The 20943-nt window shown below is 71.1% G+C and carries 21 protein-coding genes; 11 read left to right on the plus strand and 10 right to left on the minus strand.

The genetic code is table 11. The annotated features are described in order from the left end of the window. Positions 1-142: 142 nt before the first annotated feature. Both ACWDEW_RS47640 and ACWDEW_RS47645 read right to left on the minus strand, forming a co-directional pair. Positions 143-577 (minus strand): pyridoxamine 5'-phosphate oxidase family protein, encoded by a 435-nt coding sequence (locus ACWDEW_RS47640; protein ID WP_450522449.1) that lies wholly within the window; start codon positions 575-577, stop codon positions 143-145. Between the two features lie 248 nt (positions 578-825). Beyond that, on the minus strand, positions 826-1245 hold the full coding sequence (locus ACWDEW_RS47645; RefSeq protein WP_450522451.1) for a hypothetical protein: 420 nt from the start codon (positions 1243-1245) through the stop codon (positions 826-828). 244 nt (positions 1246-1489) lie between these two features. On the opposite strand from ACWDEW_RS47645, the gene ACWDEW_RS47650 reads away from it, so the two are divergent. The 8 genes from ACWDEW_RS47650 to ACWDEW_RS47685 all read left to right on the plus strand — a co-directional run bounded on the left by ACWDEW_RS47650 (position 1490) and on the right by ACWDEW_RS47685 (position 10593). Beyond that, positions 1490-3217, plus strand: a complete 1728-nt coding sequence (locus ACWDEW_RS47650; protein ID WP_450522453.1) for a GAF domain-containing protein — start codon at positions 1490-1492, stop codon at positions 3215-3217. Positions 3218-3376: 159 nt separating this feature from the next. Then, a complete protein-coding gene (locus tag ACWDEW_RS47655) occupies positions 3377-4681 on the plus strand; it encodes a GAF domain-containing protein (protein WP_450522455.1) in 1305 nt (434 codons plus the stop codon). A gap of 57 nt (positions 4682-4738) precedes the next feature. Beyond that, positions 4739-6259 (plus strand): aldehyde dehydrogenase family protein, encoded by a 1521-nt coding sequence (locus ACWDEW_RS47660; RefSeq protein WP_450522457.1) that lies wholly within the window; start codon positions 4739-4741, stop codon positions 6257-6259. Positions 6260-6273: 14 nt separating this feature from the next. Next, on the plus strand, positions 6274-6642 hold the full coding sequence (locus ACWDEW_RS47665; RefSeq protein WP_450522459.1) for a DUF779 domain-containing protein: 369 nt from the start codon (positions 6274-6276) through the stop codon (positions 6640-6642). A gap of 10 nt (positions 6643-6652) precedes the next feature. Further along, positions 6653-7666 carry a zinc-dependent alcohol dehydrogenase gene (locus tag ACWDEW_RS47670; RefSeq protein ID WP_450522461.1) on the plus strand — a complete coding sequence of 338 codons (1014 nt, stop codon included), beginning with the start codon at positions 6653-6655 and terminating at the stop codon, positions 7664-7666. 58 nt (positions 7667-7724) lie between these two features. Next, entirely contained in the window at positions 7725-8858 is a 1134-nt protein-coding gene (locus ACWDEW_RS47675) for an NAD(P) transhydrogenase subunit alpha (protein WP_450522463.1), read from the plus strand. Beyond that, a complete protein-coding gene (locus tag ACWDEW_RS47680; RefSeq protein WP_450522464.1) occupies positions 8855-9172 on the plus strand; it encodes an NAD(P) transhydrogenase subunit alpha in 318 nt (105 codons plus the stop codon). The genes ACWDEW_RS47675 and ACWDEW_RS47680 overlap by 4 nt, the downstream gene beginning before the upstream one ends. Before the next feature lie 5 nt (positions 9173-9177). Then, on the plus strand, positions 9178-10593 hold the full coding sequence (locus ACWDEW_RS47685) for an NAD(P)(+) transhydrogenase (Re/Si-specific) subunit beta (RefSeq protein ID WP_450522502.1): 1416 nt from the start codon (positions 9178-9180) through the stop codon (positions 10591-10593). A gap of 65 nt (positions 10594-10658) precedes the next feature. Here ACWDEW_RS47685 and ACWDEW_RS47690 read toward each other — a convergent pair whose 3' ends face one another. From ACWDEW_RS47690 to ACWDEW_RS47710, 5 genes are all read right to left on the minus strand, one after another. Next, positions 10659-12284: an NAD(P)-binding protein gene (locus tag ACWDEW_RS47690; protein ID WP_450522466.1), complete on the minus strand. Its 1626-nt coding sequence runs from the start codon at positions 12282-12284 to the stop codon at positions 10659-10661. Then, positions 12281-13288 (minus strand): thiamine pyrophosphate-dependent enzyme, encoded by a 1008-nt coding sequence (locus ACWDEW_RS47695; protein WP_450522468.1) that lies wholly within the window; start codon positions 13286-13288, stop codon positions 12281-12283. The genes ACWDEW_RS47690 and ACWDEW_RS47695 overlap by 4 nt, the downstream gene beginning before the upstream one ends. Then, the gene (porA, locus tag ACWDEW_RS47700) at positions 13285-14526 is read right to left on the minus strand and encodes a pyruvate ferredoxin oxidoreductase (RefSeq protein ID WP_450522470.1); all 1242 of its coding nucleotides are present in this window, start codon (positions 14524-14526) and stop codon (positions 13285-13287) included. Before porA ends, ACWDEW_RS47695 begins: the two co-directional genes overlap by 4 nt. Then, positions 14510-15094, minus strand: coding sequence for a 2-oxoacid:acceptor oxidoreductase family protein (locus ACWDEW_RS47705; RefSeq protein WP_450522472.1), 585 nt, complete (start codon positions 15092-15094; stop codon positions 14510-14512). Before ACWDEW_RS47705 ends, porA begins: the two co-directional genes overlap by 17 nt. A 180-nt stretch (positions 15095-15274) precedes the next feature. Next, positions 15275-16159 carry a universal stress protein gene (locus ACWDEW_RS47710; protein WP_450522473.1) on the minus strand — a complete coding sequence of 295 codons (885 nt, stop codon included), beginning with the start codon at positions 16157-16159 and terminating at the stop codon, positions 15275-15277. Positions 16160-16341: 182 nt separating this feature from the next. Between ACWDEW_RS47710 and ACWDEW_RS47715 the strand changes: the two genes are divergently transcribed. The 3 genes from ACWDEW_RS47715 (at position 16342) to ACWDEW_RS47725 (ending at position 19092) form a co-directional block, all read left to right on the plus strand. Further along, entirely contained in the window at positions 16342-17013 is a 672-nt protein-coding gene (locus ACWDEW_RS47715) for a CBS domain-containing protein (protein ID WP_450522504.1), read from the plus strand. Between the two features lie 114 nt (positions 17014-17127). Next, a complete protein-coding gene (locus ACWDEW_RS47720; RefSeq protein ID WP_450522475.1) occupies positions 17128-17550 on the plus strand; it encodes an Hsp20/alpha crystallin family protein in 423 nt (140 codons plus the stop codon). Between the two features lie 102 nt (positions 17551-17652). After that, positions 17653-19092 (plus strand): MBL fold metallo-hydrolase RNA specificity domain-containing protein, encoded by a 1440-nt coding sequence (locus tag ACWDEW_RS47725; RefSeq protein WP_450522477.1) that lies wholly within the window; start codon positions 17653-17655, stop codon positions 19090-19092. Between the two features lie 302 nt (positions 19093-19394). Here ACWDEW_RS47725 and ACWDEW_RS47730 read toward each other — a convergent pair whose 3' ends face one another. From ACWDEW_RS47730 to ACWDEW_RS47740, 3 genes are all read right to left on the minus strand, one after another. Then, on the minus strand, positions 19395-19907 hold the full coding sequence (locus ACWDEW_RS47730) for a universal stress protein (RefSeq protein ID WP_450522479.1): 513 nt from the start codon (positions 19905-19907) through the stop codon (positions 19395-19397). A gap of 118 nt (positions 19908-20025) precedes the next feature. After that, a complete protein-coding gene (locus tag ACWDEW_RS47735) occupies positions 20026-20679 on the minus strand; it encodes a DUF4389 domain-containing protein (protein ID WP_450522481.1) in 654 nt (217 codons plus the stop codon). 30 nt (positions 20680-20709) lie between these two features. Continuing rightward, positions 20710-20934 (minus strand): hypothetical protein, encoded by a 225-nt coding sequence (locus ACWDEW_RS47740; protein WP_450522483.1) that lies wholly within the window; start codon positions 20932-20934, stop codon positions 20710-20712. Positions 20935-20943: the final 9 nt, after the last annotated feature.

Here is a 20943-nt window from a genome sequence, read left to right on the forward strand (position 1 = left end):
GGGTCTGGGCAAGGTCTGGGCGAAGCTCCCGGTCGTCCGCGACCACAACTGGCTGAAGTAACAGCCAGAAGTACGCCATGGCCGGGGTACCTCCGCACAACAGCGGCGGTACCCCGGCCCGTTGAGCGAGTTCGGCCGAACCTCAACGGGGACGGTCGGCGGAGACGAGCAGCAGTCCGGTCACCAGGTCCGGTTGGATGCGCACGACGTAGTCCATCGTCTGCCGTACCCAGGGCCGCAACAGCTTCTGATACCGGGCCAGTTCGCCGGTTTCCGTCACCAAGTGGGCGTAGCCCGTGACCACCACGCTCCAGCCGAGGTGGGTCTCGGGGTCGATGTCGTCGGCTTCGTACGCGACGACGACCCCCGAACCGCCGGCCTGGAGGGCACGCGAGGTCATGGCCGCGCCCTCGTGGGTCCCGATGACGATGACCCCGTCCTCGACGATGTGGTTGACCGGACGGATGGTCGGCAGCGCATGCTGAGTGAAGGCGATCCTTCCCATGGGCACGCTGCCCAGCAACCGCAGGGCCTCTCCCGTGGTCGTGGACAGCCTCCGTACGGGTTCGTCACTCACTGATCGGTGTCTCCGGCTGACGGCCCACCGGGGGAGATGCGGCCGATGGACAAGGCGGTTAGGGGCTTGAACAGCCAATGGAACGGCGCCGGGGCGGGATCCGATAGGGCCGATCGGCCTGTTGCCGTCGGCCGACCGGCCCGTAGGCGCCCGGCCCGGCACACGGGCGGTGGGCGCCGCCGAGGCGGAGGACGACCCTCTTGGCCGCCCGACGACGCCCCATGGATGTCACGACAGCACCGCAGCGGCTACGGAGTGGGTTCCGGCCGGTCCTGTTGCGGACTGTCGCCCGGCCCGCCGCGCCACGGAGGCGGGGCCGCGGACCGGCGGGCCGTGTCCGAGCGGTGTGCGACGCGCTCCATCCGGCCGCGCAGCCGATCCTGCAACCGGTCCGCGAGCTCGTGCGCGCTCGCCTCCCTGGCCTGCACGACCAGGAGGTCGTTCCCCACCTGGACCTCGGCCCTGGCCGACCAAGGTTGCTCGACGTGGTGCGCGGCGGCCCTGGCGATCCGCACCTCGCCGTGGCTGCCGACAACCTCCGGCCGGTCGAACAGCACGGCCAGTTTGGCCCGGAGGTAGGCGACGGACTCGCTGTCGACCTCGCCCTCGGTCCGCACCTGCACGACGGTTGTCGCGGGGGCATGGCCGCCGGTGTCTCTTGGGGTCATCTGCTCCACTCCTTTGATCGTTTGCCAGCGACTCCAGACTGGCCCCGGCACCGGCTCCGGCCCAGTGCCACCCGGCCCGTGACTGGGGCCAGGGGTCCCCTTCCGGTGCCGATCGATCGGAATTCCCGGAGCCAGGGCACTACGGAGGCTTGATCCCATGTCATCGGCGGCCTTCCACCGATACCGTGAGACATGACCGGAGGGGCCGACCCGCGGTGTGGTGAAGGGATCTGGAGGATCACCGGTGGCAAGCGCTGAGGATTCCCGGGAAGCCCGTACACGGCTGCCGCAGCTGAAGCTGGACGAGCTGCTGGAGGAGCTCCAGGCCCGGCTGGACGCGGCCCGCGGTACCCGCGACCGGGTGCACAGCCTGCTGGAGGCGGTGCTCTCCGTCGGCAGGGAGCTGGAGCTGGAACAGGCCCTGCACAGTATCGTCGAGGCCGCCGCGGTTCTCGTCGACGCCGAGTACGCGGCGCTCGGCGTGATCACCCCGGACGGAAAGGCCCTGTCGGCCTTCCACACGGTCGGCGTCACCGAGGCGCAGATCGCCCGCATCGGCCCGTTCCCGGAGGGCCACGGCATTCTCGGCGAGCTGATCCGCCGTCCCGAGCCCCTGCGGCTCGTGAAGATCTCCGAGCATGCCGCCTCGTACGGATTCCCGCCCAACCACCCGCCCATGAACACCTTCCTCGGCGTGCCGATCCGTGTGCGCGACCAGATCTTCGGCAACCTCTACCTGACGGAGAAGCGTGCCGGAGCGCAGTTCGACGACGAGGACGAGTCCGTCCTGTCCACCCTGGCGGTGGCGGCCGGTGTCGCGATCGACAACGCCCGCCTGTACGAGGAGTCCCGCCTGCGGGAACGCTGGCTGCGGGCCAACGCGGAGATCACCCACACCCTGATGTCCGGCGACGCCCGCACCAAGGTCCTCGCCATGATCGCCGAGCGGGCCGGCGAGATCACGGGCTCCGCCCTCGCGGCGGTCGCCGTGCCGATGGAGGGCACCGAGAGGCTCGCCGTCGAGATCGCCGTCGGCATGGACGCCGAGGCGCACCAGGGGCTGATCCTGCCCATGGACCGCAGCCTGATGGGGCTGGCCTTCTCCGGCGTCGCTCCCGTCACCAGTTCGGACGCGAGCAATGACAGCCGTATCTCCCCGGAGCCACGGCGCTTCGAGGGACTCGGCCCCGCGGTGGCCGTGCCCATCGGCTCGGGTGATGCCGGTGTGCGCGGCGTGGTCCTGCTGGCGCGCGAAGCCGGGCGGCAGCCCTTCACGGTGACGGAGACCGAGACCTTGCAGGCCTTCGCCGCACAGGCGGCCGTCGCGATGGAACTGGCCGAACGCCGACGGGACGCCGAGGAAGTCGCGGTGCTCCAGGACCGCGACCGGATCGCCCGTGACCTGCACGACCTCGCCATTCAACGACTGTTCGCCACCGGCATGACCCTTCAGAGCGCGGGCCGCTTCATCGACCACGCCGGGGCCGCCGAGCGCGTGGCACGGGCGGTCGACGACCTCGACGAGACCATCAAGATCATCAGGTCGACGATCTTCGGCCTGCGGGCGCGTGACGACGGCGCCGGGACAGGGCTGCGGGCCCGTGTCGTGCGCGCGGTCGGCGAAGCCGCCCCCGTGCTGGGCTTCGCCCCCAGCGTGCGGATGGAGGGGCTGGTCGACACCGACGTGCCGCGGGAGATCGCCGACCAGGTGATCGCCGTACTGACCGAGGCGCTGACCAACGTCGCCCGGCACGCGCGGGCCGGCCGCGCCGACGTCGCCCTGGAGACCGACGGCCGCGAGGTGCGTCTGACGGTGACCGACAACGGGGTCGGTATTCCGGCCGAGGGGCGTCGCAGTGGTCTGCGCAATCTGCAGGAGCGGGCTCAGGAGTTCGGCGGAGACCTGGAGCTGAGCCGTCCGGAGGGCGGCGGCAGCACGCTGGTGTGGAGCGTCCCGGTGGCGGGGGAGTAGCGCAGCCCCTCTCCATCGCCGTGCTCCCGGTCGGCGGCCACAATCCCCGGCCGGGACCCGAGAGACCCTGTCACCGGGGCCGTTCGGCCTCTGCAGTTCGTCCCGCCGTACGACTGAGGTGGAGGTGACGGACCCGGAGAACGGCACCTGGGATGTGCGATGGACGCTTCCACCAGCTCGGCGACAGCTCTGCGCGCGGCACACGAACGCTTCGTGACGGTGCATGGAGCGGTGCCCCACGTACGTGACCTGGTGGCCGCGTCGTGGCACCGCTGCGAGATGCACGGCGTCTGTCCCGACGGCAGCCGGCTGCCGCCCCTGCACACGGCCTCCGCGGAACTGGCCACGTACCGGCGCTCCCATCCACTGGCCACGGTCGTGCCCCTGTTCCGGGAACTGCTCGGGGCCGGCGCAGCCGACGACGGGCACGTCTTCGCGGTCGCCGACGCCGACGGCACCCTACTCTGGGTCGAGGGCGACTCCGCGACCATCGAGCGGGGCGAGCGGATGCACTTCGCCGAAGGGGCCGTCTGGTCCGAGACGCGGGCCGGGACCAACGCCCCCGGCACCGCGCTGGAGTTGGGCCGTCCCGTCCAGATCGTGACCGGCGAGCACTTCAGTTCCGCCGTGCACGCCTGGTCGTGCGCCGCCGCCCCGGTCCGCCATCCCGCCACCGGACTCGTCCTCGGCGTGGTCGACCTCTCCGGCGGCAGCACCATCGCCACACCCCCGGCCCTGGCCGCCGTACGAGGAGCGGCCCTCGCCGCCGAGGCGCACCTCGCCCGGACACTGACCGCACCGGTGAGCATGCCGGACCTGGCCGGACGCGGCGACGACATACGGCTGAACGTGCTCGGCCGGGACAGCGCCCTGCTCGAATGCGGTGGACGGGTGCTGCGGCTGAGTCCGCGGCACAGCGAGATCGTGCTGGCGCTCGCCCTGACCGGTCACGGAGTGACGGGTGACCGGCTGGCCGTGGAGCTGTCCGACCGCGAGGTACCGCCGTCGACGCTGCGGGCCGAGATGACCCGGCTGCGTGCCGTTCTCGGCCCCGCTCTGCTCGGTTCGCGGCCGTACGCACTGCTGCGCCCGGTGCGGACCGACCTCGGCGAGATCTCCGACCTCCTCGCCGAAGGGCGGGTGGCGCAGGCGCTCGCCCACTACCCCGGGCCGTTGCTGCCGCGCTCCGACGCGCCGGTGGTGGTGGAGCAACGGCGTTGTCTGGAGCAGCAGTTGCGCGGTGCCGTGCTCGGCAGCGGCAACCCCGAGCTGCTGCGCCGCTGGGTGGCCGCGGACTGGGGCACCGACGACGTCCCCGCATGGTCGGCACTGGCGCACGCCTTGCCCGGCGGATCGCCGCAGCGGGCCGCGGCGGCGGCCCGCGCCCACGCGCTGGACGTCGAGAGCGGCATTCCGCCGCAGGTCGCACGTCATGCAGCGGTGTTGCAGCGTTCGGGTTCCTAGCGTGTTGAGCATCACCACGATCGTCGTGATGAGAAACCCGAGGGAGAGGGGACGGTCATGAAGTACCAGCCTCCTGGCCGGGCGGGCAGCCCCGTGGACGTCGCGCCCCGCTACGAGAACTTCATCGGCGGCAAGTGGCAGGCACCCACCACCGGTGAGTACTCGCCCAACCTGTGCCCCGCCACCGCCGAGCCGATCTGCGAGGTCCCGAAGTCCGGACCCGAGGACATCGAGCTCGCCCTGGACGCGGCGCACGCCGCACAGCCCAAGTGGGGCGAGGCGTCCACCGCGCAGCGCGCCGCCGCGCTCAACGCGGTCGCCGACGCCATCGACGCCCACCGAGAGGAACTGGCGATAGCCGAGAGCTGGGAGAACGGCAAGCCGGTCCGTGAGACCCTCGCGGCCGACATTCCCCTCGCGGCCGACCACTTCCGCTACTTCGCGGCGGCGATCCGTGCCGAGGAGAGCCAGATCACCGAGATCGACAAGGACACGGTGGCCTACCACTTCCACGAGCCGCTGGGCGTGGTCGGCCAGATCATCCCGTTCAACTTCCCGCTGCTGATGGCCGCGTGGAAGCTGGCCCCGGCGCTCGCCGCCGGCAACGCCACGGTGCTCAAGCCGGCCTCGCCGACCCCGTGGTCGATCCTCAAGCTGATGGAGGTCGTCGGCGACCACCTGCCGTCCGGCGTCCTCAACGTCGTCAACGGGCCCGGCGCCGAGATCGGCAAGGCCCTCGCGACCAACAAGCGCATCGCCAAGGTCGCCTTCACCGGCGAGACCACCACCGGCCGCCTGATCATGCAGTACGCGGCGCAGAACATCATCCCGGTCACGCTGGAGCTGGGCGGCAAGTCGCCGAACATCTTCTTCAACGACGTGGCCGCGAAGGACGACGACTTCCTCAACAAGGCCGTCGAGGGGCTCGTCCTGTACGCGTTCAACAAGGGCGAGGTCTGCACCTGTCCCTCGCGCGCCCTCATCCAGGAGGACATCTACGAGGAGTTCATGGGCCGCTGCCTGGAGCGCATCCGCGCCATCAAGCAGGGCGACCCGCTGGACACCGCGACCATGATCGGCCCACAGGTCTCCAAGCAGCAGATCGAGAAGATCGCGTCGTACGTCGAGATCGGCCTCAAGGAAGGCGCGGAACTCCTCGTCGGCGGCCACCGGCCCACCATGGAAGGGGAGTTCGCGAACGGCTACTTCTACGAGCCGACCGTCCTCAAGGGCCACAACAAGATGCGCGTCTTCCAGGAGGAGATCTTCGGACCCGTCCTCGCTGTCACCACCTTCAAGGACGAGGCCGAGGCCCTGGAGATCGCCAACGACACGCTCTACGGCCTGGGCGCCGGCGTGTGGAGCCGCGACACCGCGCTCACCTACCGGATGGGCCGCGCCATCAAGGCCGGCCGGGTCTGGACGAACTGCTACCACCAGTACCCCGCGGGTGCCGCGTTCGGTGGCTACAAGGTCTCCGGCATCGGACGCGAGACGCACAAGATGATGCTCGAGCACTACAGCCAGACCAAGAACCTCCTGGTCAGCTACAGCGACAAGCCGCTCGGGCTGTTCTAGAGGAGCGCAGAGACATGCCCGGAAAGGTCGATTACGGCACTGTCGGGCGCGTCACCGCAACGCGTGCGGCGCGCAAGGCCATCGCGGCCCTGCGCGCCACCCGCGGCGAGCCCGTGATGTTCGTCCAGTCGGGCGGCTGCTGCGACGGCAGCGACCCGATGTGCTTCCCCGGCGGCGAATTCGCCCTGGGAGACGGGGACATGCTCGTCGGCGTGGTGGAGGGCTGCACCTTCCATGTGAACGCGGACCAGTACGAGGCGTTCGGCCGCCCCTTCTACGTCCTGGACGTGGAACCGGGCACACCGGGCGGCTTCTCCCTCGCAGCCGGAGACGGGCTGCATTTCGTGACCCGGGTCAAGGCGGCCCGGTGCGGAACCACTTGAGGAGCAGATCATGAAGGCGGCAGTCGTCACCGACTTCGGGAAGCCACTGGAGATCCAGGACCTTCCCGTCCCCGAGCCCGGCCCCGGCCAGGTGCTCGTGAAGATGGAGGCCTCCGGCCTCTGCCACACCGACATCCACGCGGCGCACGGCGACTGGCCGGTCAAGCCGCAGCCGCCGTTCATCCCCGGCCACGAGGGCGTCGGGCCCGTCCAGGCCGTCGGCGCCGGTGTCTCCCACGACCTGATCGGCAAACGGGTCGCGATCCCGTGGCTCGGCTCGTCCTGCGGCACCTGCCGCTACTGCGTCTCCGGCTGGGAGACCCTCTGCGAGAGCCAGGTCAACTCCGGCTACTCCGTGGACGGTTGCTACGCCGAGTACGCCGTCGCGCACGCGGGTGCGATCGTCCGGGTCCCCGACGGTGTGTCGTCCTTCGACGCGGCACCGCTGACCTGCGCGGGCGTCACCACCTACAAGGCGATCAAGGTCGCCCGGGTCACACCGGCCGAGCGCGTCGCCGTCTTCGGCATCGGCGGCCTCGGCCACCTGGCGCTCCAGTACGCGCGCCTCGTCGGCGGGTTCGTCACCGCCGTCGACCTCGAACCCGACAAGCTGGGCCTCGCCCACCAGCTCGGCGCCGACCTGACCGTCAACGCCCGTACCCACGACCCGGTCGACGAGATCAAGAAGGCCGGCGGCGCGGACGTGGCCGTCGTGCTGGCCGCCGCGCCCAAGGCGTTCGAGCAGGCGTACCGGTCGCTCAACCGCGGCGGACGACTGGTCATGGTCGCCCTGCCCGCCGACAACGCGTCGATCAACGTGCCGATCTTCGAGACCGTGCTCGGCGGGATCTCCGTCATCGGCTCCATCGTCGGCACCCGTCAGGACCTGTCCGAGGTGTTCGCGCTGCACGCGGCCGGCCGCACCAAGGTCATCGCCGAACCGCGGCGCCTGGACGAGGTCAACGACTCCTTCGACGAGGTCCTCGGCGGACGGGCCGAAGCACGGCTCGTCTTCGAGTTCTGAGTTCGTCTTCGCGTTTCGACCCCGGCAACCCCGGAGTCACAGGGAGAGGCAGCAGATCATGGGAACCGTCACCGTAGGAGCCGTACGGGAGAGGGCCCCCGGTGAACGCCGGGTCGCGCTCGTCCCCGAGGCCGTAACCCTCCTGCGCCGGGCCGGAATCGACGTCCTCGTCGAGGCCGGTGCCGGGTCCGGCGCCTGGTTCACCGACGCCGAGTACACCGAGGCCGGTGCGACCGTCGTGTCCCCGGAGGAGCTGTACACACGCGCCGACGCCGTGCTGTGCGTCGGACCGCCGGACCCGGAGAGCGCCGGGGCGCTGCGCACCGGGCAGACCCTGATCGGCCTGCTCGAACCGCTCCGCCATCCCGCCCTCGTCGAGGAACTGACCGGGCGCGGGGTCCGTACGGTGAGCCTCGACCTGCTGCCCCGCACCCTCAGCCGCGCCCAGTCCATGGACGCGCTGACCTCCCAGGCCAACGTCGCCGGCTACAAGGCGGCGGTCCTGGCCGCCGACTCCTACGACCGGTTCTTCCCGATGCTGACCACCGCGGCGGGCACCATGCGCCCGGCGCAGGTCCTCGTCCTCGGCGCCGGAGTGGCCGGGCTCCAGGCGATCGCCACGGCCCGCCGTCTCGGCGCCGTCGTCTCGGCGTACGACGTACGCCCCGCGTCCCGAGGGGAGGTGGAGTCGCTGGGCGCCCGGTTCCTCGACATACAGACCGCCCAGGCACCGGAACCGGGCGCCGAACAGACCGGCTATGCACGGGAGTTGACCGAAGAGGAGCAACAGGCGCAGCGGGCCGCGCTGGACGGGCACATCGCCCGCTCCGACATCGTCGTCACCACCGCCCAAGTGCCCGGCCGCAAACCGCCGTTGCTTGTGAGCGCCGAAGTCGTCGGGCGGATGAAGCCCGGCTCGGTCGTCGTCGACCTCGCCGCGAGCGAGTTCGGCGGCAACGTCGAGGGCACCGAGGCCGACAAGACCACCGTCCTCGACAACGGCGTGACCCTGATCGGCGCCGGCCGCCTGCCGTCCGCCATGGCCACCGCCGCGTCCACCGCCTACGCCCGCAACCTCGTCGCCCTCCTGCGCCACCTCGCGCCCGACGGCGAACTCGTCCTCGACCCGACCGACGAGATCACGGCCGCCCTCATGGGCGGAGCAGCTCAGACAGGAGGTGCATCCTCATGAACAACCTCGACCTCCTCACCGCGATCACCGTCTTCGTGCTGAGCGTCCTGGTCGGCATCGAGGTCATCAGCAAGGTCCCCGCGACCCTGCACACCCCGCTGATGTCGGGTTCCAACTCGGTGCACGGCATCGTCGTCATCGGCGCCATGCTCATCGCCGCCGAGTCGCACACCTGGCTCGGCTATGTCCTGGCCTTCGTGGCCATGGTGTTCGGCGCCATGAACGTGGTCGGGGGCTACGTCGTCACCGACCGGATGCTGGAGATGTTCAAGGCCCGGCCCACCGCAAAGAGCAACGAGAAGGCGGAGGTGTGACCGCCATGGACACCGTCTCCAACGCCGTCCACTACGTCTTCCTGATCGCCGCCGCCTGCTTCGTGCTCGGCCTGCACCTGATGAACCACCCGCGCACGGCCCGCCGCGGCAACACGCTCTCCGCCGGGGCCATGGCCGTCGCGATCGGCGCCACGGTGTGGCTCGTCCTGCACGAGAACCGGATCACCACTACCGGCTGGCTCGTCCTCGTCAGCGGCGGTCTCGTCGGCGCCGCACTCGGCCTGTGGGCCGCGCGCGAGGTCAAGATGACCGCGATGCCCCAACTGGTCAGCCTCTTCAACGCCGTTGGCGGCGGCGCGGCTGCCCTCATCGCGGTCAACGACCTCCTCCAGGCCGACCATCCGGCAGCGCTGGGCGCACGCGTCTCACTGCCGGGCGCCCTGGACATCGTCATCGGCGCGGTCACCTTCTCCGGCTCGCTCGTCGCGGCCGGCAAGCTCCAGGGCGTCGTGTCCGGCTCCCCGGTCGTGTTCCCGGGGGCACGCCTGCTCAACGTGCTGCTCCCGGCGTCCTTCGTCGTCGGCACCGCCTGGCTGGTGCTGGCCCCCGACTCGCCAACTGCCCTGTACGGACTGGTCGTCGTCGCCCTGCTCTTCGGTGTGACGATGGTGCTGCCCATCGGCGGGGCCGACATGCCCGTCGTCATCGCCCTGCTGAACGCCTTCACGGGGTCGGCGGTCGCCATGGCGGGCTTCGTCCTCGACGAGACCGCCCTGATCATCGCGGGCATGCTCGTCAGTTCCTCGGGCGGCATCCTCACCAAGCTGATGGCCGACGCCATGAACCGCTCCATCATGAACATCGTGATCGGCGGCTTCGGCACCGGCGACAGCGCCCCGGCGGCGACCGGATCCGGTGCCCCGGCCCAGGTGCGCGCCGTCTCCGTCGACGACGTGGCGATCCAGCTCGCCTACGCGAGCAAGGTCGTCTTCGTCCCCGGGTACGGTCTCGCCGCCGCCCAGGCACAGCACGAACTCGGCGACCTGGCCAAGCTGTTGACCGGGCACGGCGTCGACGTCAGCTACGCCGTCCACCCGGTGGCCGGCCGTATGCCGGGGCACATGAACGTGCTCCTGGCGGAGGCGAACGTGCCGTACACACAGCTCAAGGAGATGGACGAGGTCAACCCCGAATTCCCGCAGGCCGACGTGGCGTTGGTGATCGGCGCCAACGACGTCACCAACCCGATGGCCCGCCGACCCGGCAACGCGATCTCGGGCATGCCGATCCTCGACGTCGACAAGGCGAAGAGCATCGTCGTCATCAAGCGCTCGATGGGCCACGGCTACGCGGGCGTCGACAACGAGCTGTACACCGACCCGAAGACCGGCATGTTCTTCACCGACGCCAAGAAGGGACTGACCGAACTGAAGGCGGCCGTGGGCGAGTTCGTCGGCTGACACACCATGAGAGGGGCCCCGCGCTTCAAGCGCGGGGCCCCTCTTCTCTTCTCACGGCCGCCTTCTCACTCCTCCGGCACCATCTCGATCGCCCCGCTCGGGCACTCGGCCACGCACAGCCCGCAGCCCTTGCAGTAGTCGAGGTCGATGGTGAACCCCTTGCCGGGGCCGAGCTTGGTGATCGCGTTGTCCGGGCAGACGCCGTAGCAGTTGTCGCACTCGAAGCAGTTCCCGCACGACATGCACCGCCGGGCCTCGAACAGTGCCGTGGACTCGTCCATTCCCTGCACCACCTCGTCGAACGTCGAGACGCGCCGGGCCATTTCGAGCCGTGGCCGCATGGAGGCGGGCGCGTCCGCGTAGTACCAGGTGTTCAGGTTCTCGAAGTCGGCCGGGGCGTGTTTGGTGCCCGGGTCGTACGAACTCCCGCGCAGATACGCGTCGATGTGCCGTGCCGCCTTCTTGCCGTGGCCCACGGCGACCGTGACCGTGCGGTCGGCGGGCACCATGTCGCCGCCGGCGAAGACGCCCTGATGACTCGTCATCAGTCCGTCGGCGACCTGGACCATGCCGTGGTCGACCGCCAGATCGGGCACGTTCTTCAGCAGGGTGAGGTCGGAGTCCTGGCCGAGGGCGAGGACCACGGTGTCGGCCTCCAGTTCCTCGAACTCGCCCGTGGGCTGCGGGAATCCGGTCTGGTCGAGTTCCATCCGCTCGATGGTGAGGTGCCCCTCGTCGGCGTGCTTGATGGTGGAGAGCCACTTCATCCGCACGCCCTCCTCCAGGGCTTCCTCGACCTCGATGTCGTGGGCCGGCATCCGGTCCCGGTTGCGCCGGTAGACCACCACGGCGTCGGTCGCGCCCAGCCGGCGGGCGGTGCGTGCCGCGTCCATGGCCGTGTTGCCACCGCCGTAGACCGCGACCCGCCGTCCCAGCAGGGGCGGGCCCTCGCCCTCCATGCTGCCGAGAAGGGCCACCGCGTCGAGGATCTTCGCGCTGTCGCCGGCCGGGATGTAGGTGCGCCTGCCGATGCCCGCGCCCACGGCCAGGAACACCGCGTCGAAGCCCTCGTCGCGCTGGGCGGCGAGCACGTCGTCGACGCGGGTGTCCAGTTCGAGGGTGACGCCGAGAGCCACGATGCGGTCGATCTCCGCGTCCAGGACCTCGCGCGGCAGCCGGTAGCGGGGGATGCCGTAGCGCATCATCCCGCCGGGCTGCTCCTGCGCCTCACGGATCGTCACCTCGTGGCCCAGCAGCCGGAGATGGTAGGCGGCCGACAGTCCGGCGGGGCCGGAGCCGACGACCAGGACGCGTTTGCCGGAGGTCGCCGGGGGAGCCTCGACGGTCCAGCCCTGCTTGATCGCCTCGTCGCCGAGGAAGCGCTCGACGGAGTTGATCCCCACGGCGTTGTCGACCTGGACGCGGTTGCAGGCCGTCTCGCAGGGGTGGTAGCAGACCCGGCCCATGACGGCGGGCAGCGGGTTGTCCCGCATCAACTGCCGCCAGGCGGACTCGTAGTCGCCGCTCTCCGCGTGGAACAGCCACTGCTGGATGTTCTCGCCGGCCGGGCACGCCTGGTTGCACGGCGGCAGCCGGTCGACGTACTCGGGACGCTCGGTCCGCCAGGCACCGGTGTGGTTGGCCAGGCTGGAGCCGACGTCCAGGGTGATCGCGAACGGTTTCTCCTTCACGGCACTGCCTCCTCGGCGAGCAGCCCGAAACGGGCGATGTTGCGGTCGGCGGTCCGCTGGAGGTGGGCGATCACGTCCGTGCGCACCTCGGGCTTGAACAGGTGCGCGTACCGCTTCTGCGGGCGCAGGTACTCCTCGACGGCGACCCGTCGCCGGATCGGTGTCACGTCCGTCACCTCGCCGTCCACGGCCTCGAACACCGGGAACAGGCCCGTCTGTTCGGCCAGCCGCGCGATGCGCACCGTGTCGTGGGACGCCGTGCCCCAGCCCAGCGGGCAGGGCACCAGCACGTGCAGATAGCGGGCGCCGTGCATTCCCATCGCCCGGTGCACCTTGGCCTCCAGGTCGCGCAGACCGGCCACGGTCGCGGTGGCGACGTAGGGAATCTCGTGCGCCATCGCGATCAGCGGCAGGTTCTTGCCCTGCCCGAAGGGGGCGCCGGGCTCCTCGCCGACCGCCTGGGTGGTGGCCGTGCGCGCGGCCGGGGGAGTGGCACCGGAGCGCTGCACGCCGGTGTTCATGTAGGCCTCGTTGTCGTAACAGACGTACAGGACGTCGTCGTTGCGCTCGAACATGCCCGACAGGCAGCCGAGTCCGATGTCGACGGTGCCGCCGTCGCCACCCTGCCCGACCACCCGGATGTCGGTGCGGCCCTTGGCGCGCAGCGCGGCGGCCACGCCCGCGGCGACCGCGGGTGCGTTGCCGAACAGGGAGTGCAGCCAGGGCAGTTGCCAGGACGTTTCCGGATAGGGGGTGGAGAAGACTTCCAGGCAGCCGGTCGCGTTGACCGCGATCACCTTGCCGCCGGCGGCACGTTGGGCCGCGTCCAGGATGTAGCGGGCGCCGAGCGCCTCGCCGCAGCCCTGGCAGGCGCGGTGGCCGCAGGTCAGCGCGTTGGCGCGGGCCGGGTCGGCCTGGTCGGACTGCAACTCGGGCCCCAGCAGCCGGTTTCCGGCGGCGAAGCTGCCCACTTGATAGAACTTGACCTGTGGTGCGGCGCTCATCGGTTGCTCCCCACATCGCGCAGGATGTTCTCCGCGGACGGGCCCGACCGCCTGGTCTGCGCCATCCGCGCCAACTCCCGCTCCACCAGCTCGGTGTTGAGGTCGAGGAAGGTCAGCGGCTCCAGACGCCCGGCGACCGCGTCGTCGAACAGCCGGTGCAGCGACTCCTTGGTGATCGGCCGCCCGCCGAGCCCCGCGATCACGGTGTGGCCGTCGAGCTGGATCCCGGACAGCGCGGTGCGTACGTTCGCCGACACGATCCCGCCGATGCCGACCGCCAGCGCCCGCTCCAGCACGACCACTTGACGGGCTCCGCCGAGCACGGTCCGTACCGCGTCCAGGGGGAAGGGCCGGAACGACGTGATGGCCATCGTCCCGATCCGCACCCCGCGGTCCCGCATCTCGTCCACGACGTCGCACACGGTGCCGAACACCGAGCCCAGCGCCACGACGATCGTCTCGGCGCCCTCGCAGCGGTACGGATGGACCAGCCCGCCGGAGTCACGTCCGAACACCTGCCGGAACTCCTCGGCGATCCGCGGTATCGCGTCCAGCGCCTGCATCTGCTTGGCGTGCGCCAGATAGCGCACCTCGGTGAAGGCGTCCGGACCGACCATCGCGCCGATCGACACGGGCTCGTCCGGGTCCAGGACCTGACGCGGCTCGTACGGCGGCAGGAACGCGTCGACCTGGGCCTGCTCCGGCACCTCGATCCGCTCCCAGGCGTGGGTGAGGACGAAGCCGTCCATGCACACCATCACCGGCAGCGACAGCTCCTCGGCCAGCCGGAACGCCTGCGGATGCAGGTCGGCGGCCTCCTGGTTGTCACGCGCGTACAGCTGGATCCAGCCGGAGTCCCGCTGCGACATGCTGTCGCTGTGGTCGTTCCAGATGTTGATCGGCGCGCCGATCGCCCGGTTGGCGACCGTCATCACGATCGGCAGGCCGAGCCCGGAGGCGTTGTAGAGCGCCTCCACCATGTACAGCAGGCCCTGGCTGGCGGTCGCCGTGTAGGTACGGGCACCGGCCGCAGAGGCCCCGATGCACATGGACATCGCGGCGAACTCCGACTCGACGTTGACGTACTCGCAGGGCTTCAGCGCGCCGGACTTCACCAGGCGGCTGAGCTCCTCGACGATGTGCGTCTGCGGCGAGATGGGGTAGGCCGCGATCACTTCGGGGCGGCAGTACGCGACGGTCTCCGCGACCGCGCGCGAGCCCTCAGTCTGCTTGAGCATGCGCTTGCTCCTCCCGCTGGGCGGTGCTGACGTGGTCGTACGCCTCCCGGGCGGCGGCCGCGTTCGCGGCTCCCAGCTCGCCGGGGAAGCGTTCCTGGATCGCGGCCGTGAGCGAGTCGATCGACACACAGCCGGTGAGTGCGGCCAGCCCGCCCAGCAGGACGGCGTTCGGCACCGGCCGCCCGAAGTGCCGCAGGGCGAGGGCCGTGGCGGGGACGGTCAGGGCGCGGCCGGGTGTGACGACGTCCGAGATGCCCAGGTCCCCGATGGGAAGCGGTGAGTTGACCAGCAGGCTGCCGCCGGGGCACAGCCCCTCGAAGACGTTCACCTGGTGCAGCAGCGTCGCGTCCTGGATCACCAGCGCGTCGGGCCGCATGACGGGCTCGCGCACCCGGATGGGCCGGTCGTCGATCCGGCAGAACGCCATGACCGGCGCCCCCGTCCGTTCCGACCCGAAGCTCGGGAAGGCCTGTGCGTGGCGGCCCTCCAGGAACGCGGCCACCGACAACAGCTCCGCGGCCGTGACGGCACCCTGACCGCCGCGGCCGTGGATGCGTACCTGGAACATGGCGTACTCCCTCCGGACGGGTCTACTCCTCCGTCGTATCCCGGGGACGGGCGGACTCCGCAGGGGCCGAACGTCCCTGTACAGGGGCCGAGGGGGCACGGTGACGCCGTCCGGTGGGCGAGGACGGGCAGACCGCGTCCCGGTCCGGCCGGGGGAGGCCGGACCGGGACGCGGTGGGGGTCACTCGTGCGGGACGATCGCGACCGGGCAGCGGACGTGGTGCATCACCGCGTGGTCGACCCGTCCGGTGTGCGCGCCGACCTTGGCCGGGCGGTTGCGGCGGCCGACGACCAGCAGACCGGCTTCCGTGGTCGCCCCCTGGATCAGGTGCGCCGCATGGTCGTTCGCCACGACCTCGTGGACCTCCACCGTCGGGTACTTCTCACGCCACGGTCCGAGGACCCTGGTCAGCTCCCGCTCGGCATCCTCCTGAGCGGTCGTGTTCTTCGCGCCGGGCCCGGGCGAGATCGACTGCGTCCACGCGTGCACCGCACGCAGCGGTGCGGACCGCAGCGCGGCGCTCTCGAAGGCGAACGCGAGAACGTCGTCACACGTACTCGCCGTGTCGACGCCCACCACCACCTCGCGGTACGGCGCACGGGCCGACGGCTTGCCGTCGGGGCCCGGCATCCGCTCGCGCGCGGGGGTCTCGTCGGCCCGGACCAGCACGACCGGCCGGGTCGCGCGGGCCACCGTGGCCAGCGCCACGGAACCGGCCAGGAACCCGCCGAATCCGCTGAACGCGCGGCTGCCGAGCACCAGCAACTCACCCTCCGAGCCGGCCGCCACGAGGGCGTCGGACGCGGGCCGGGCGATCTGCTCGGCACTCAGATACACCTGCGGATACCGCTCGTTGACCCTGTCCATGGCCTCGCGGAGAATCCGCCGCGACCAGAACCGGGGCGCCTCCAGCTCGGGCAGCGTCGACGGTTCGGGCGCCGCCGCCTGCCACGCGTGCACCAGACGCAGCGGCACACCGCGGCGCAGTGCCTCCCTCGCCGCCCAGTCGGCGGCGGCGAGGCTCTCGCGTGAACCGTCCAGTCCTACGACAACAGGACGTAGCACGGTCAACACCTCCCTGGATCGGTGGCCGCGGGCCGGTCCGCGAACCCTTTACCACCAGCGTCGTCCTGACGGGACCGCCGTAGGAGAGCCCATCGGGGCCCAGGTGGGGACCGTTCGGCCCATGTGTCCGGTGCTGCCGTCACCGACGCTGAAGGTGTCCCGTGACAACGCCGGAGGACACCATGCACAGCACCCCGCACATCGTCAGCGATGTCATGACCCGGACCGTCGTCGCCCTCGGGCGCGGGGCCGGGTTCAAGGACATCGTCAAGGCCATGCAGCAGTGGAAGGTCAGTGCCCTTCCCGTCCTGGACGACGAGCGGCGCGTGATCGGTGTGGTCTCAGAGGCCGACCTGCTGCCCAAGGAGGCCTTCCACGACGGCGACCCGGACCGGTACACCGAACTGCGCCGGCTCTCCGACCTGACGAAGGCCGGCGCCGTCACCGCCGGCGAGCTGATGACCGCGCCGGCCCTCACCGTCCACGCCGACGCGACCCTCGCCCGGGCCGCGCGCACCATGGCCGTGACCCGGGCCAAGCGGCTCCCCGTGGTCGACGACCAGGGGGTGCTGAAGGGCATCGTCAGCCGTTCCGACCTGCTGAAGGTGTTCCTGCGGGAGGACAAGGACATCGCGGAGGAGATCCGCCGCGAGGTCGTCGCCCACCTGTTCCCGGAGCAGGCCGAGACGATCCGCGTCGAGGTGCGCGACGGCGTCGCCACCCTCACCGGCCGCATCCCCGACACCGCGCTCGTGCCCGTCGCCACTCGCCTGGTGCGGGCGGTGGAGGGAGTGGTGGACGTGGACTGCGCGCTCCTGGGACCGCCCCGCCGCCCGGACCCCGACCCCCTGTGACTACGGCGGTGATCGGCTGCCAGGGCCGACCGGGCCGACCACGGGCCCGCCCGGCCCACGCGCGCGGGCCCCGTGCGCGGGACGCTGGAAGTGGCCAAGAAGAGGAGGGAGAACATGAACGGCATGATCGAGCGGCTGCCTGGCTGGCCGGCGCTCCCCGACCTGTTCGGCTGGGTCGAGACCGGCTTCCCGGGCGCGCACACGGCCCCGGGACTGCACACCATCCGGATCGAGGAGCACCTGACCGACGGGACGTACGTGCTGCGGGCCGAGCTTCCCGGCATCGACCCCGCGAAGGACGTCGAGATCACGGTGACGGAAGGCGTTCTGACCCTGCGGTCCGAGCGCAGTGAGGAGACCACGCAGAAGCACCACACGGAGTTCCGCTACGGGAGCTTCGCCCGCTCCGTCCGGCTGCCCGCCGGCGCGAAGGGCGACGAGGCCACCGCCGCGTACAAGGACGGTGTCCTGACGATCACGGTCCCGGTGCCCGAGACGAAGACAGGCACCCGGACCATCCCGGTGCAGCACGGCTGAGCGCGCGCACGCGCCGTGCCGCACCCCGTGTGTGCGGCCGGGAGGACAGGGCCCCCGGCCGCACACACGACGGAACTCCGCTCCTTCGAGGAGGAGACCGCCATGACCCCGAACCCGGCACCACCGCCGGCCCGCCCCGCCCAAGCCCGCACCAGACCCGCCCTGCTCACCTTCCTCGGCGGCGTGGGAACGGTCACCGGCAGCAAGTTCCTCGTCGAGAGCGATCACGCCCGCGTCCTCGTCGACTGCGGTCTCTTCCAGGGCCTCGCCGATCTGCGCCGGATGAACTGGCGGCGGCTGCCCTGCGACGCCACCGACATCGGGGCGGTCGTCGTCACCCACGCCCACCTCGACCACTGCGGATACCTGCCCAGACTGGTGCGGCACGGCTTCCACGGCCGCATCGTCACGACCGAGTACAGCGCGCGTCTCATCGAGATCGTGCTCCGGGACAGCGCCAAGCTCCAGACGGAAGCCGCCCAGCACGCCAACGAGCACGGCTGGTCCAAGCACCGGCCCGCACAGCCGCTGTACGACGACTCGGACGTCGACCGCACCCTCAAGCTCATCGAGCCGGTACCGACCGGCGAGACCACCGAACCCGCCCCGCACACCCGCCTCACGCTGCACCCGGCCGGCCACATCCTCGGCTCGGCCTGGGCGCTGCTCACCCTGGAGGACGGGCACACCCTCGCGGTCAGCGGCGACCTGGGACGCCCAGGACATCCCCTGCTGCGGCCCCCGGAGCCGTTCTCCGGCGCGGACGTCCTCCTCATGGAGTCGACCTACGGGAACCGCCGCCACGAGGAGGACTCCGGGCGGGCCCACTTCGCCGACGTCCTGACCCGGACCCTCAGGAGGGGCGGCACGGTCGTCATCCCGGCGTTCGCCCTCGACCGGACCGAGGTCGTCCTGCACGAGCTCGCCGAACTCCGCCGCCTGGGCCTGCTGCCCGCCGCCGTACCGGTGTACGTGGACAGCCCGATGGCCCTCGCCGCGCTGGACGTCTACCGGGACGCCGTCCTCGCCAGGGCCCCCGAGCTGCGGCCCGAGGTCACGGCCGCCGGCACGGACGCGCTGAGCCCCGAGCCGTTCCTCGCGGCACGGACCGTCCAGGAGTCGATCGAGATCGGCCGGACCACCGGACCCGCCGTCATCGTCTCGGCGTCCGGCATGGCCACCGGCGGCCGTGTCCTGCACCACCTGGAGCGGCTGCTGCCCGACCCGCGCAACACCGTCATAGTGGTGGGCTTCGCCGCCCGGGGCACCCGGGCACGCGACCTCGTCGACGGAGCCAAGGCACTCAAGATGTTCGGCGAATACGTCCCGGTGCGCGCGGAGATCGCCGACGTACCGCACTTCTCGGCCCACGCGGACGCGGGCCAGATCCTCGACTGGCTGCGCGGCGCGCCCGCCCCGCACACCACCTACCTGGTGCACGGCGAGCCCGACGCGGCCGAGGCCCTGCGGGACCGTATCGACCGGGCGCTGGGCTGGACGGCCGTCGTACCGCGGTCGGGGGAGCGGGTCCTCGTGAGGTGACGCCTCGGCGCCCCGTCAGTACGGAAGACGGCGTCCGGACGGGGTCCGCAGGTCGAGCGGCGCGGGCCGACGAGGGGTCGAGGGGCGCCTGGTCTCCTGAATGCGCTTCATGACCGCCGCCTCCTGGATTCCCGTGGGCCCGGTGCCTCTCACCCGGCCACCGCGTACGTCCTGAGCCTCCTCCGTGACCGCTCGTACGACGATGGGGCCTTGGACCCCGGTCCGTGGGTCACAGCGCCCGCGCACCGGAGCCGACCGGCCCCACCCCCTCGTACCCGGACGGCACACCCCGTCCTGCGGGACTACGGGGCACCGCTGCCGGCCAGCGAAGGGGAATCGACGGCTTCCTGCGGTTTCCGTGGCCGCTCCGCGACCGGCACGGTCACCACCGGAACCGTCGAGTGCCGCAGGCATTCGCGGCCCACGGGGCCCACCGAGGGCAGCCCGAAGTTCCCGCGCGCCTTTCGCCCCAGGGCCAACAGCAGGGCTCCGCGCGCCTGTTGGAGCAGCACACGGGCGGGCGGCCCCTCCACCACGACACGGCGCACGGCATCGTCGATCCGCGGCCCAAGAGCCTCGCGCACGGTGGCGGTGAGGACCCGGACGGCCCGTTCGTGCTCCTGGGCGACCGTCGGACGAGCGGCTGCCGGGGCGTAGGGCGCGTGTCCGCTCGCGGCCGGCTCCCAGGCGTGCACGGCGACGAGGTTCGTGTGCAGGATTTCGGCCTGCTCGGCCGCCCAGCGCAGGGCGGCCATCGACGCCTCGGATCCGTCGACGCCCACCACGATGCCGTAGCCGTCGGTGTGTTCGGTCATGCCAGCCTCCCTGGTCGGCCTCTTGCCATCACAGTGGCCCGGACACGGACGCCGTGGCCTGAGCCGACGGGGGCCTTGTCCGGGCCCAAAGGTCCCTTGCCTTCGCGGCCCCGGAGGGTCAGGACGCGACCTCCGGTTCGTCACCTCCCTGGTCGAGCCGGAACGGCGGGTACACGTCGGTGAGGAGCGCCGCGTACGCGACCACGCGCAGCACCCACCGGTTGAGCCCGATCACCAGGTCGAACAGCCCGCGCGGATAACGCCCGGTGGCGGCCAGCGCGACCCCGGCGAACACGGCGAGCAGTGCGATGAGCCCGCCCGAGGCCCAGGGCACCTTCAGCCCGCCGAGCAGGAACCCCAGGATCAGATAGTGCGGAACGGCCAGCAGCCACCACTTCACCAGGACGAGTCCGCGGGACAACTGTTCCGGGTACGCCAGGTCCCAGTGCGTGGGGTAGTCGGGCACGTCGGCGAGGGTGAAGGGCGGATAGCGGTCGGTGCCCAGGGCGCCGTAGGCGTAGTACGCCACTCGCCAACTCCAGCGCAGTACACCGGTGTTGAAGTCGAACAGCGGACGCGGGTAGCGGCCGGTGAACAGAATCGAGAAGAAGGCGGCGACGCTCGCCCCCACGAACGCGATCCACAGGAAGAACAGGACGACGTAGTGGGGGAGGGCGAGCAGCCACTTCACCAGCCACAGCCAGCGGGACTCCGGCGGATCGAGTCGCGCGGTCAGCCGGGCCGGATGCACCGCCGGTAGCGCTTCATTCATGACGAACGATCCTTTCCGAGGCCGGTGCGGTCAGCTCCGGTAGTGCTGGTGGTCGTCGTGCTTGCCGATGTAGTGCCGTTCCTCGATGACGGCCTCGCGCTCACCCGGGCGCAGCACGGCACCGCGGGTGCTCATGAACGTGATGAGCCCGACAACTCCCACCACCATCAGGAAGAAGCCGACGACGAACGAGCTGTAGCCGAACACCAGGCAGCCGCCCAGCACGGTCGCGCCGATCAGAATGAGAGGAACCATGACCGTCTC

The sequence above is a fragment of the Streptomyces sp. NPDC001100 genome, from assembly GCF_053598575.1.

What these genes read in the sequence shown, in the direction of transcription:
- ACWDEW_RS47740 (WP_450522483.1), bottom strand. Translation starts at nt 20,934, where the DNA reads ATGGTTCCTCTCATTCTGATCGGCGCGACCGTGCTGGGCGGCTGCCTG.
- ACWDEW_RS47685 (WP_450522502.1), top strand. Translation starts at nt 9,178, where the DNA reads ATGGACACCGTCTCCAACGCCGTCCACTACGTCTTCCTGATCGCCGCC.
- ACWDEW_RS47730 (WP_450522479.1), bottom strand. Translation starts at nt 19,907, where the DNA reads ATGACCGAACACACCGACGGCTACGGCATCGTGGTGGGCGTCGACGGA.
- ACWDEW_RS47705 (WP_450522472.1), bottom strand. Translation starts at nt 15,094, where the DNA reads ATGTTCCAGGTACGCATCCACGGCCGCGGCGGTCAGGGTGCCGTCACG.
- porA (WP_450522470.1), bottom strand. Translation starts at nt 14,526, where the DNA reads ATGCTCAAGCAGACTGAGGGCTCGCGCGCGGTCGCGGAGACCGTCGCG.
- ACWDEW_RS47735 (WP_450522481.1), bottom strand. Translation starts at nt 20,679, where the DNA reads ATGAATGAAGCGCTACCGGCGGTGCATCCGGCCCGGCTGACCGCGCGA.
- ACWDEW_RS47645 (WP_450522451.1), bottom strand. Translation starts at nt 1,245, where the DNA reads ATGACCCCAAGAGACACCGGCGGCCATGCCCCCGCGACAACCGTCGTG.
- ACWDEW_RS47725 (WP_450522477.1), top strand. Translation starts at nt 17,653, where the DNA reads ATGACCCCGAACCCGGCACCACCGCCGGCCCGCCCCGCCCAAGCCCGC.
- ACWDEW_RS47695 (WP_450522468.1), bottom strand. Translation starts at nt 13,288, where the DNA reads ATGAGCGCCGCACCACAGGTCAAGTTCTATCAAGTGGGCAGCTTCGCC.
- ACWDEW_RS47680 (WP_450522464.1), top strand. Translation starts at nt 8,855, where the DNA reads ATGAACAACCTCGACCTCCTCACCGCGATCACCGTCTTCGTGCTGAGC.
- ACWDEW_RS47715 (WP_450522504.1), top strand. Translation starts at nt 16,342, where the DNA reads ATGCACAGCACCCCGCACATCGTCAGCGATGTCATGACCCGGACCGTC.
- ACWDEW_RS47655 (WP_450522455.1), top strand. Translation starts at nt 3,377, where the DNA reads ATGGACGCTTCCACCAGCTCGGCGACAGCTCTGCGCGCGGCACACGAA.
- ACWDEW_RS47675 (WP_450522463.1), top strand. Translation starts at nt 7,725, where the DNA reads ATGGGAACCGTCACCGTAGGAGCCGTACGGGAGAGGGCCCCCGGTGAA.
- ACWDEW_RS47660 (WP_450522457.1), top strand. Translation starts at nt 4,739, where the DNA reads ATGAAGTACCAGCCTCCTGGCCGGGCGGGCAGCCCCGTGGACGTCGCG.
- ACWDEW_RS47720 (WP_450522475.1), top strand. Translation starts at nt 17,128, where the DNA reads ATGAACGGCATGATCGAGCGGCTGCCTGGCTGGCCGGCGCTCCCCGAC.
- ACWDEW_RS47665 (WP_450522459.1), top strand. Translation starts at nt 6,274, where the DNA reads ATGCCCGGAAAGGTCGATTACGGCACTGTCGGGCGCGTCACCGCAACG.
- ACWDEW_RS47670 (WP_450522461.1), top strand. Translation starts at nt 6,653, where the DNA reads ATGAAGGCGGCAGTCGTCACCGACTTCGGGAAGCCACTGGAGATCCAG.